The 11,521-nt window shown below is 56.9% G+C and carries 11 protein-coding genes and 1 pseudogene; 10 read left to right on the forward strand and 2 right to left on the reverse strand.

From position 1 onward, the window contains the following. The first annotated feature begins 15 nt into the window (after positions 1-15). Complete coding sequence (locus LW884_08925) at positions 16-1,347, forward strand: DUF389 domain-containing protein (GenBank protein MCE3008449.1); 1,332 nt, start codon at positions 16-18, stop codon at positions 1,345-1,347. Here LW884_08925 and LW884_08930 read toward each other — a convergent pair. Continuing rightward, on the reverse strand, positions 1,334-1,912 hold the full coding sequence (locus LW884_08930; GenBank protein ID MCE3008450.1) for a DUF1599 domain-containing protein: 579 nt from the start codon (positions 1,910-1,912) through the stop codon (positions 1,334-1,336). The two genes, LW884_08925 and LW884_08930, sit on opposite strands and share 14 nt — an antisense overlap. A 265-nt stretch (positions 1,913-2,177) precedes the next feature. Between LW884_08930 and LW884_08935 the strand changes: the two genes are divergently transcribed. The 7 genes and pseudogenes from LW884_08935 to LW884_08965 all read left to right on the forward strand — a co-directional run bounded on the left by LW884_08935 (position 2,178) and on the right by LW884_08965 (position 8,317). Beyond that, entirely contained in the window at positions 2,178-2,546 is a 369-nt protein-coding gene (locus LW884_08935; protein ID MCE3008451.1) for a hypothetical protein, read from the forward strand. A 48-nt stretch (positions 2,547-2,594) separates the two neighbouring features. After that, on the forward strand, positions 2,595-3,083 hold the full coding sequence (locus LW884_08940) for a MarR family transcriptional regulator (GenBank protein MCE3008452.1): 489 nt from the start codon (positions 2,595-2,597) through the stop codon (positions 3,081-3,083). Positions 3,084-3,095: 12 nt separating this feature from the next. Continuing rightward, entirely contained in the window at positions 3,096-4,076 is a 981-nt protein-coding gene (locus tag LW884_08945; GenBank protein MCE3008453.1) for a glycosyltransferase family 2 protein, read from the forward strand. Positions 4,077-4,083: 7 nt separating this feature from the next. Continuing rightward, a complete protein-coding gene (locus LW884_08950) occupies positions 4,084-4,674 on the forward strand; it encodes a class II aldolase/adducin family protein (protein MCE3008454.1) in 591 nt (196 codons plus the stop codon). Positions 4,675-4,795: 121 nt separating this feature from the next. Continuing rightward, positions 4,796-5,780: pseudogene (locus LW884_08955) on the forward strand (pyruvate dehydrogenase complex E1 component subunit beta). Between the two features lie 121 nt (positions 5,781-5,901). Then, positions 5,902-6,921 carry a hypothetical protein gene (locus tag LW884_08960; GenBank protein ID MCE3008455.1) on the forward strand — a complete coding sequence of 340 codons (1,020 nt, stop codon included), beginning with the start codon at positions 5,902-5,904 and terminating at the stop codon, positions 6,919-6,921. A gap of 28 nt (positions 6,922-6,949) precedes the next feature. Then, the gene (locus LW884_08965) at positions 6,950-8,317 is read left to right on the forward strand and encodes a DUF5723 family protein (protein ID MCE3008456.1); all 1,368 of its coding nucleotides are present in this window, start codon (positions 6,950-6,952) and stop codon (positions 8,315-8,317) included. A gap of 78 nt (positions 8,318-8,395) precedes the next feature. On the opposite strand, the gene LW884_08970 is transcribed toward LW884_08965, so the two are convergent. Further along, positions 8,396-9,493, reverse strand: coding sequence for an alkene reductase (locus LW884_08970; protein MCE3008457.1), 1,098 nt, complete (start codon positions 9,491-9,493; stop codon positions 8,396-8,398). A 142-nt stretch (positions 9,494-9,635) separates the two neighbouring features. Between LW884_08970 and LW884_08975 the strand changes: the two genes are divergently transcribed. Both LW884_08975 and meaB read left to right on the forward strand, forming a co-directional pair. After that, positions 9,636-10,217 (forward strand): TPMT family class I SAM-dependent methyltransferase, encoded by a 582-nt coding sequence (locus LW884_08975; protein MCE3008458.1) that lies wholly within the window; start codon positions 9,636-9,638, stop codon positions 10,215-10,217. Between the two features lie 32 nt (positions 10,218-10,249). Next, a complete protein-coding gene (gene meaB, locus LW884_08980; protein MCE3008459.1) occupies positions 10,250-11,230 on the forward strand; it encodes a methylmalonyl Co-A mutase-associated GTPase MeaB in 981 nt (326 codons plus the stop codon). Positions 11,231-11,521: the final 291 nt, after the last annotated feature.

An 11,521-nucleotide genomic window follows, 5' to 3' on the forward strand; every position in this document is an offset into this window, starting at 1 on the left:
ACTATGTTTAGCGGTATGAAAAAACTATCAGATTTAAAACTCCGACACATTTTTGACATAAAGCCTAGTACGGACTACGAGCGTACCGAACAGGGCATTCAGGAAGGCATCAGCATCCGGGGCTTCAATATGTGGATGCTGCTATGCGCCGTGGTGCTGGCCAGCATAGGCCTGGATACCAACAGCCCGGCTGTCATTATAGGTGCCATGCTTATCTCGCCCCTGATGGGGCCCATCTTGGGCATTGGTTTCAATGTAGCCACACAAAATAAGGCTGAGCTGATACGTAGCCTGTACAACTTTGGGATTGCCACGGCACTGAGCCTGCTGGCTGCGCTACTGTACTTCAGCCTGTCGCCCCTGGCCGAGGTAACCGAGCAACTGGAGCTGCGCGTGCAGCCCACGTTTCTGGACGTGCTGATCGCCCTGTTTGGCGGCCTGGCAGGCATTATAGCCCAGAGCCGAAAAGGCATTGTAAACGCCATACCAGGCGTGGCCATAGCCACCGCCCTCATGCCCCCCCTGTGTACGGCAGGTTTTGGCCTGGGCACTGGTAGATGGGAGTTTTTTGCGGGTGCCATGTACCTGTTCCTGATCAATACGTTTTTCATCTCCTTTGCCGCATTCCTCATCATACGCCTGCTGGGCTTTCCACAGCAGCACTACGTAAGCGAGCGTGTACGCCGGCGGGTAACCATCTGGATTGGGCTATTCTCGCTGCTCTTTGTTGCGCCCAGCGTCTATTTCCTGGTGCGCAGCATACAGTACAACCGCTACCAGAAGGCCGTAAACAATTTTGTTCAGACCCAAATCAATATCCGCAAGCATCCGGTTATCGAGCATAAGCTGGTGAAGGGAGACACCAACCTGTGCCAGATCTACACCTTTGGACAAGGTATAGGCCCGGATGAGCAGCAGCAGTTGCAGAAGAAGCTGGACAGCCTGCATCTTTTCCCCACACGGCTAGAGTTTGTGCATAGCTACAGCCTGGAGGGCAGCCAAGACCTGAACCAGGTACTGGAGGGGCACCAGCAAAAACAGGCGCAGTGGGCGGAGCTAAACCAGAGCCTGCTACAGCTGGCCGATAGCCTGGAGGCCGTGCTGCTGGATACCGCCAGCTTCGGCCAGATGCAAGCCGAGATCAAGGCTGCCTTCCCCGAGATTGAGCAGCTAACCTTTGCCCGCCAGGCCATAAACAGCCAGCGGACTACTGCCATCATGCCCCTGTGTGTCGCATACTTTGCTGCCCGCACCGCGCCCATGGAGCGCAAAAAACTGGCCGAGAAGCTGGAGAACTACCTGAAGCTGCGGCTGGGCGTGCCCGAGCTGATCCTTATACCGGTATAGGCCAGCCGCGCCGGATGAGGGCAAACACGCTGTAGTTCACAATATCCTCATAGCCGGCATCCACCCCCTCGCTCACGCGGGTTTCGCCCTGGTGGTCTTCTATCTGCTTAATGCGCAGCAGCTTCATCAGGATCAGGTCTGTAAAACTGGCGGGGCGCATGTAGCGCCAAGCCTCGCCATAGTCGTGGTTCTTCTTCAGCAGCGTGCTGCGTATGGCCGCCACCTGCGCATCGTACAGGCCCAGCACCTCGGCCACCGGTGCCCGAAGCGGCTGTAGCACATCGCCCTGTGGCTGCAGCTCGGGCTGGCGGTGCAGGATCAGCGCCATCACGCAGTAGTTAATAATCCCCACATATTCGGGCTCAATGCCCTCTCCCACCCGGCTCTCCCCCTTTATCTCCAGGGTACGTATGCGCTTGGCCTTGATAAAGATCTGGTCTGTCAGGCTCGGCAGGCGCAAGATGGTCCAGGCAGCACCATAGTCTTCTGTCTTTTGCGCAAATAGCCTGCGGCAGCTAGCTACAATGGCATCAAATTGCGCTTCGGTATCGGGGAGATTAGCCATGGGAGGGTAAAAATACTCGCTGTTGGGCGTTGTTTGGCACAAAGTTAGGGTTTCTGGTGTGCCGCCATACCTATAGAAACAAGTACCAGGCCGGGCCTAATCCGCGCCCACCATACGAATGCCGGGCAGGGGCCGGGCCGTAACACTGGGATGCTGAAACCAAAGCATGCCTGTGTGTATGTATGAACGGGTTCCTTTTTTTAGTAGCATTGTGCTGGCAAGTGCTTCCGTAAACTAAATCCACCCCCCTTATACCCCAATACCTATGAAATATGTACAACTTGTGCTACAAATCCTGCTAGGAGCTGCATTTGTGGTGTTCGGCCTTAACTTTTTTCTAGACTTTATGCCTAAACCCGAGATGAACAAGATGGCATCCGATTTTTTTGCTGTCATGGTGGGTAGTGGTTATATGGGCGTGGTGAAGGTACTGGAGATACTGGGCGGGCTCTTGCTGCTCAGTGGGCGGTTTTCGGCAGCAGGCCTCGTGGTGCTTACGCCGATTATCGTGAATATCGTTCTGTTTCACGTATACATCCAGCAGGATGGGCTTGAAATGGCCCTCGCCTTTTTGGCAATTGATGTTGTCTTGATTGCTGCACAGTGGCACAAGTTCAAATCGATCCTGCGGTAATTCCCGGACAGTAATGGGTAGATGTACAGGTGTGTATAGGAGGAGGCGATGACACTGGAAGAAGCCATCAAGACTGCGAAGTTCAAGGATATTTACCACCGGGGCGTGGTAAACATCCTGTATGTGGCCTCGCTCATCCGCAGGCACCAGGCCCAGCTGCTGAAGGCGTATGACCTCACCGTACCACAGTTCAACGTACTACGCATCCTGCGGGGTAGCCACCCCACCCCCTGCACCGTGCGGATGATAGCCGAGCGCATGATAGAGGAAAGTAGCAATGCCAGCCGCGTGGTGGACAAGCTGAAGGAAAAAGGCCTCGTAACCCGCTTCACCTCCGAACTGGACCGCCGCCTGGTAGACATAAACGTAACAGAGAAGGGCCTGATCCTGCTGGGCAAGATCGACCTGGTGTTTGGCAGCCTGCACTGCCATGTAGAACAGATACTGACGGAGCATGAGGCGCATAAGCTAAATGAGCTGCTAGACAGGTTTGCCGCCGCGTCAGAAACAATGCAGGATGATGCACCACCGCGTTAACCACCACCACACATGGGTATGACAGACGCACCTCAGGTTTCAATTGTGATTCCGGTATACAACGAAGCGGAATCTCTGCCCGAACTGCTAAGCTGGATAGACCGGGTGTGCACAGCGCACCAGCTGAGCTACGAAACCATCCTGGTAGACGATGGCAGCCAGGATGCCAGCTGGGCGGTGATACAGGAGCAGCAGGCCCGCTACGCTAGCCTGCGGGCAGTGCGCTTTCAGCGCAACTATGGCAAGAGTGCTGCCCTGAATATCGGCTTTCAAAAGAGCCGGGGCCAGGTGGTGATAACCCTGGATGCCGACCTACAGGATAGCCCGGACGAGATACCCGAGCTGGTGCGCATGATCCGCACAGAGGGGATGCACCTAGTAAGCGGCTGGAAGCAAAAGCGCCACGACCCCCTGGGCAAGCGCCTGCCCAGCAGGTTTTTCAACTACACCACCCGCCTGATAACCGGCATACAGCTACACGACTTTAACTGTGGCCTGAAGGCCTATGACCACCAGGTGGTAAAAAGCATAGAGGTATACGGCGAGATGCACCGCTACATCCCCTACCTGGCCAAGAGTGCGGGCTTTGGGCGCATAGGCGAAAAAGTAGTGCGCCACTACCCACGCAAGTTTGGCTATAGCAAGTTTGGCTTTGAGCGCTACCTGAATGGTTTTCTGGACCTGCTCTCCGTTAGCTTTATGGCTCGGTTTGGCCGCAAGCCCATGCACTTCTTTGGTGTGTGGGGCACGCTCTCCATGCTGCTGGGCTTTGGCATTACCCTCTGGCTGGTGGTGCAGAAGGTGCTGTATGCCACGGGTGTGCTGGGTGTGGGCTTCCGCATGCGCGATGTGGTAGACCAGCCCCTGTTCTACATGGCCCTTGCGCTCGGTGTTATCGGCGTACAGTTGTTTCTGGCAGGCTTCATAGGCGAGCTGGTGGCGCGTAGCGCTGCCGACCGGAACCAGTACCTCATTCGCGACGAGATCTCCTGACGGACCCATGCAAGAAGAGGGGGTAATCAAATACCAGTGCCACCATAGGCCAGGCACGCTGCCCGTGGCCGACCTGCTGTCCCTCCACGAGCTTCGCCAGCACTTCTATCAGCTGGGTGGCATAGGCTACGATAGCCTGCACCAGGTGGGCTATGGCAATGCCAGCGTGCGGGTAGCCCAGGGCTTTATCATCACAGCAAGCCAAACCGGCCACCTGCCGGCCCTGTCGGGCGAGCACCTTAGCTGGGTATACCGCTGCGCACCCAGCCAGAATGAGCTGTGGTGCCAGGGCCGGTACCCGGCCAGCAGCGAGGCCATGACCCACCACAGCATATACGAAACCCGGCCCGAGGTACAGCTTATTGCACACATACACCACCCAGCCTGCTGGCAGCAGGGCCTGCACAGGCTGCCCACCACACCCGCAGATGTGGCCTACGGCACACCCGAGATGGCCACCTGTGTAGCAGCACTGCTAGGCCGCCACACCGCTATACCCGGGCTTTTCCTTACAGCCGGGCATACCGACGGTGTGTTTGTCTATGCCCAAAGCCTGGAGGAGCTACTGAGCTACTGGGAGGCCCGCTACCCAGGCTAAAAGCCTGTACCCAAGATCCTGAAGAAAATTGCCTGGGCGGGGGCCACCGGCTTCAGCATAAATAGCTATTTTCGTGCTCCATTAGCCGAACGCATATAAAACGCACATAAACCAAAGACCAATGGCCGAATTGCAGTTCCGAGAAGCGCTACGCAGTGCCCTGCGCGAAGAGATGTTGAAAGACGAGCGCATCTTCATCATGGGTGAAGAGGTGGCCGAATACAACGGCGCCTACAAGGTAACCGAGGGCCTGCTGACTGAATTTGGACCCGAGCGGGTGATAGACACCCCGATTGCCGAGCTGGGCTTTGCCGGCATAGGCGTAGGGGCCGCCATGGCAGGCCAGCGCCCCGTGGTAGAGTTTATGACCTGGAACTTTGCCCTGCTGGCCATCGATGCCATCATCAACTCTGCCGCCAAGATGCGCCACATGAGCGCAGGCCAGTTTGGCTGCCCCATCGTATTCCGGGGCCCTACCGGCAATGCCGGGCAGCTGGGCCAGCAGCATAGTCAGAACTTTGAAAACTGGTATGCCAATACCCCGGGGCTGAAGGTAGTGGTACCCAGCACCCCACGCACCGCAAAGGGCCTGCTCAAGGCGGCCATCCGGGATGAAAACCCCGTCATCTTCATGGAAAGCGAGCTGATGTATGGCATGAAGGGCGAGGTGCCAGATGTGGAAGACTACACACTACCCATTGGGAAAGCAGAGATAGCCCGGGCCGGAAAGGACATCACCCTCATCACCTTCGGCAAAATGTATCACACCGTGCTGGAGGCAGCCCGGGAGCTGGAAAAACAGGGCATAGATGCCGAGGTAATAGACCTGCTGAGCGTACGCCCCATAGACTACGACACCATCCTGCAGAGTGTGCGCAAAACCAACCGCGCCCTGGTGATAGAAGAGGCATGGCCCCTGGGGCAGCATCAGCAGCGAGCTGGCCTACCAGATACAGCGCCACGCCTTCGACCACCTGGATGCGCCCGTACTGCGTGTAACCAACCGCGATACCCCCCTGGCCTACGCCCCTACCCTACTGGAGGAATGCCTGCCAAACCCCGAGCGCATTATACGGGCCACACGCGCCAGCCTGTACCTGGACTAGTAAGCTGAATACACTACTCCCACTGCGTTTCGCAAAAATAGTTGAAGCCTGCTGTACCGTTGTGCTTCGTATGCGCGTTCACAGGATTGAGGACAATTCCTACTCCTATTCCCTTATTTCTATGAGATTAAACTTGGCGCTTTTCATTTTCGCAGTCTCCCTGGTGGCATCGGGCTGCAGTGTGCCCGAAGATGCCGAGGTACCCAAGTGGGAGGCCGAATTCCTGACCCCTGTACTGAAATCTGAGTTCAATCTGGGCGACATACTCAGCCTGGCCAAACTAGATATTGCCGGAAACTACAACCTCAATACACTGGGATATGGCGGGATACCGGTTGTGATTCCGCCGGTAAGCGGGCAGAATCGGGGACCATTTCCTCAGACAATCACGAACGACTTCGAGTCGGTAACGCTAGACTCGGCCCGGATAAAGCTCAGCATCACGAACAATAACCCGGTGAACCTGCGGGCAGGCACCGCCCTGGTGCTAGTTAACTCGGACGGAGAAACCGTGTACACCCTGGTGCTACCCCGAAACCTGGCACCGGGCCAGAGCTATGCCGATAGTGCCAAGGTGGCCAATGTACGCTATACCAAAGAGATGCGCCTGTCGATCAATAACTTTGGCACCGATGGATCTGGCGGACAAGTGGTGCAAACCACCGGAGTCGGACTAAGTGTACAGTATGAGGTGACCAACATAATCGTAAAGGAGATTGAGTTTCCGGCACTCAAAACCGTCCCTTTTTCGCTTACCCAGGCGGCAGACATCAACATTGATTATATAGAGGAGTACAGCCCGGAAGGCTTTCTGATTACCAAAATAACCAACCGCACCAATTCTGTCATTACCGTCAATGTACTGTTCAAAACCGAAGAGAACGGGGCTCCTTTCGACAGCCTGTTTGCCACCCGGCTGCAGGTAGGCCCAGGCAGTGCGGCACTACCCGGCATAAGCCGCGACACCGTGGCCGTAAACCGGGCGCGGTATGAGAGTATCACCAAAAATACCCGCTTTGTAGAGATAAGGGGACGCACATCCATCCCACCGGGGGCCAGCACACGCACCTTCACGCTGAACGAAACCCTGGTGGTGCAAATCATTGGAGATGTGAAGGCTATAATCGATGCCGACCTATAATCCCTGGCTACTCCCCCCCACCGCAAAGATGAGATATCTGCTTACCGTACTGTCTCTGGCAAGCCTAGCGCTTGCCCAGTACAACATCAGCACGATGTATGGCCTGGGCAATGACCTGGCCAACCACAGCCAGGTGCCCAGCATGCTGGAAATACAGAACAGCCGGCATTTTCAGTTCAGCCTGCTGAACGTTCATGCCTACGGCTTTTCTCCGGATATCGAGCAGGATGCGCTGTTCGACTTTCTGTCCATGAGCAAAGACGACACCCTTAGGCTAGGCGACCCACGCCGAAAAGCACTGATAGATGCGCTGGACAACCGAATCATGATAGCCGGTGGGCTGGAACTACAGCCCTTTGCTATGGCCTATCAGTTTGGCAAACTGTACAAGACCACCCTCAGCTTTACCTACCGGCCGCGCATCGGGTTCAATCTTACTTTTAGCGACGACTTTGTGGACTTTGCGCTGAATGGAAACAAGCAGTATCGCGGCACCACCGTAGACCTGGTAAAGGCTCTGCGCGTGAGCACCTTTTTCACCCACGAGTTTGCCCTGGGCGGTGCCTTCGACCTTCCGGTCCATCTGTGGGCCCTCAATCCGCGCAAGCGCCGGCTGCGCATAGGCGGGCGGCTGAAGTACTATTCCGTAGCAGCTGCATCCTACCTGAATGACCCCCAGGCTACGCTGCGCACCGCTGTAGATGGATCTGAGCTGGAAGTCAAGGTAAACGGCGACCTCCGCCAGTCTGGGTTTGACGATAGCTTCAATGGCTTTGACGGTGCAGGCACTGGCTATGGCGCAGACATTTCCGTGTCGCACAACCTGAATGCGTATACCCGCATCTCTGCTGCTATGGTAGACATTGGCCGCCTGAGCATAGTGAATGCCACCGCCTACGCCATCAACCAGAACCTGCTGTTCGAAGGGTTTGAACTGGGGGTTGACTTCTTTGACAACCGGGCTAACATCGAGATAAAAAACGAGGAATTCGATTTTGAATCGAGAGAAGTGAAGAATCAGCGCTTCAGCATGCCCCTGCCTACCCGCATGATACTGGCAGGTGAGACCGGATTTGTGGCAAAAACAGACAAACGCGAGGTAAAATACGCCCTGCACAATGCCTACCTGACATACATACAGGGTTTTGGCAACACTGCGGGCCGCAGCGTGCGGCCCTTTGTAGCCGTAGGCTACCGGGCCAACCTGCGGAACCGCCTGAGCCTGGGCACCAATATAACTGCGCTGAGCCCGGGCGGCTTTACGGCCGGGGCCTTCCTGGCCGTGCATACCCCGCTCTTTAACTACAGCCTGGGGTCGGCCAACCTGCTGAATGCCGTTACGGGAAACTGGCTACGCGGCTCAGACCTGGCCATGAATATGAGCTTCAGCTTCTAGGCAGGGCCATACCCTACACGCAAAAAAGGGGCCAATGGCCCCTTTCTGCATAGATTGCTTATGTGCAAAACCTGGCACTTACACTGCCTTCTGGCTCTTCAGGGTAGCATAGTCCGTATATCCCTTAGCATCCCCACCGTAGAAGGTGCTGGGGTCTGCCGCATTCAAGGGGGCACCCAGCTCAAAGCGCTGGGGCAGGTCCGGGTTGGCCAGGAAAGCCTGACCGAAGGATACCAGATGCACCTTACCGCTGGCAATAGCCTCATTGGCTTCGTCGCGTGTGTAGCCTGCATTGGCCATCAGCGTACCCTGGTACAGGGGGCCAAAGGTGGCAACCGGATCCTTCTCCAGATGTGGGAAGCCATCAATGGGCACCATGGGACGCATCAGGTGCAAGAACGCTAGCTGGTAGTGGTTCAGCCGCTCGATTACATGGCTGTAGAGGGCCTTGGGATTGCTGTCGCCCATCGTGTTGAATATACCGCTAGGGCTTAGGCGTACCGAGATTCGGTTTTCGGGCCATATCTCCTTCACCGCATCCAGCACCTCGAATAGCAAGCGAGCGCGGTTCTCCACACTGCCCCCATAGGCATCGGTGCGCTGGTTGCTGATGTCCTCCAGAAACTGGTTAATCACGTAGCCATTGGCACCATGCACCTCCACGCCATCAAAACCAGCATCCTTGGCTAGTGCTGCCCCCTGCCGGAACTGAGCTATCAGCCCGGGTATCTCGCTTAGCTCTATGGCACGCGGCGCTACGCTCTTCTGCAGGCCCGTATAGGTATAGATGTCTATCTTGGGATCGATGGCCGAGGGGGCTATGGGAAGATCGCCATTGTGGAAGCTGGGGTGGCTCACTCGGCCCACATGCCACAGCTGGAGGAAGATCTTTCCACCCTTGGCATGCACGGCATCGGTTACTTTTTTCCACCCTGCCACCTGCGCGGCAGTATGGATGCCCGGTGTAAGGGGGTAGCCCACCCCCAGGGGGTGCACCTGGGTAGCCTCGGAGATAATAAGGCCAGAGCTGGCACGCTGGGCATAGTACTCAGCATTCAGATCCGTAGGTACCAGGCCCTCGCCAGCACGATTGCGGGTCATGGGCGCCATCGCTACTCGATTCTTCAGTTTCAGATCGCCCACCGTTATGGGCTGCAGAAGGGGTTGAACAGACATGCGTTTTGTTGAATTAAGTGAAACGTACAGGCAATACAAGCGGCACAGGCGAAAGGTTCTTTTTATGGAACAATTATTCCGTAAATTTATTTTGCCCGGTTCAGGCCAACGTCAGTGTCCGCCAATTCGGTACTTTTGTGCCATGTGTAAGGAAGGAGCCGCCTACTGGGATGCGCGCTATAGCGAGCAAGACACCCCCTGGGATGTGGGGGGCCCCAGTACGCCCCTGAAGACGTATATAGATGGGCTGACAGACAAGGAGATGCGCATCCTGCTACCAGGCGGCGGGCCCGGGCACGAGCTGCTGTACCTGCTGGAGCGCGGCTTTTCCCACAGTTTTCTGCTGGACATTTCCCCTGTTGTCATCCAGCAGCTCAGGCAGCAGCACCCGGCCGTACCAGCAGCACACTTTATAGCGGGCGACTTCTTTCAGCACCAGGGGACCTATGATTTAATCCTGGAGCAGACGTTCTTCTGTGCCCTGCCCCCAGCCATGCGCCCCCACTATGCACCCGCCATGCACCGGCTGCTAAGGCCCGGTGGCAGGCTGGCAGGTGTGCTGTTCCACTTTCCGCTTACCGATGCCGGGCCGCCCTACGGCGGCGATGCCGGAGAGTACCAGGGTTATTTCGAGCCCCATTTTACGCAGGTCCGGCTCGCACACTGCTACAATTCCATTCCACCCCGTGCCGGCAAAGAACTATGGATTGACCTCCGAAAATAAGCAGGCACACGGCCCCTCATCCACCCACCCACATGCAGCGCCCCCTGCCAAACCTGGAAGAACTGGAAACTGGCATACACGCCGGTAGTGTGAGTGCCCTCAGCCGGGCCATTACACTGGTAGAGAGCAGCCGGGCCGACCACCGAAAGCAGGCCTACGAACTGCTGGGGCGCCTGATGCGGCAGGCAGGGCAGGCCCGGCGTATAGGCATAACCGGTGCACCGGGGGCGGGGAAGAGCACGTTTATCGAGGCCTTTGGCCTGCACCTATGCGAGGAACTGGGCCTGCGGGTAGCCGTGCTGGCCATAGACCCTAGCAGCCGCCGGACGGGCGGAGCCATACTGGGCGACAAAACCCGTATGGAGCTGCTGAGCCGCCACCCCAATGCCTACATCCGCCCCAGTGCCGCCAGCGACTACCTGGGCGGCACTCACCGCAAAACACGCGAGGCCATGCTGCTGTGCGAGGCTGCTGGCTATGAGGTCATTATTGTAGAAACCGTAGGCGTAGGCCAGAGCGAAACGGCCGTGAGCGAGATGGTAGACTTCTTCCTGCTGCTCATGCTGGCAGGAGCCGGAGATGAGCTGCAGGGCATCAAGCGGGGCATAATGGAGATGGCCGACGCCATCCTGATAACCAAGGCGGATGGGCACAACCTGGAGCCCGCCCGAAAGGCACGACTGGAGTACCAGAATGCCCTGCACTTATTCCCCACCCCTGCCAGTGGCTGGCGGCCAGTGGTACACAGCTGCTCGGCCCTGGACAACACCGGTATAGCTGATGCCTGGAAGCTGATACAGAAATACTACCGCCACACCGAGGCCAATGGCTACCTGGCAGCCCACCGCCAGGGCCAGCTGCGAAACTGGTTTCGGGCAGGCTTTGAGGAAGAGCTGCTGCGCCGATACCTGGAAGACCCCACCTTTCAGGCCCGCAGAGACGAGCTGGAAGCGCGTGTGCTAAACCTGGAGCTGCACCCCCACCAGGCAGCCCTGATGCTGCTGAACGGATAAAATACCTACCAGCCTAGGCAAGGGGGCAGACCCTGTCCTGCCTGAAAAAAAATGGTGCCAAGTTATACTTGGCACCATTTTCAGCGGGGGGGGGGACACACATGTGTACACCCAAACCCTATTGGCCCCTTCATTTATCATCAACAACCGGTGCAAGCAAGGTACCTCCCTTTTGCCGTGGCGGAAACATTGCAAGCGTCTTGAAATGTTCGGTCAACAAATCCTGCACCTGGCCGCCCCATGCTATGCCAAGCCGCATAGCCACATCACGGCTCTTCCAGCCGGAATGAC

This window comes from Bacteroidota bacterium (assembly GCA_021300195.1).
Classification (GTDB): Bacteria; Bacteroidota; Bacteroidia; order J057; family JAJTIE01; genus JAJTIE01.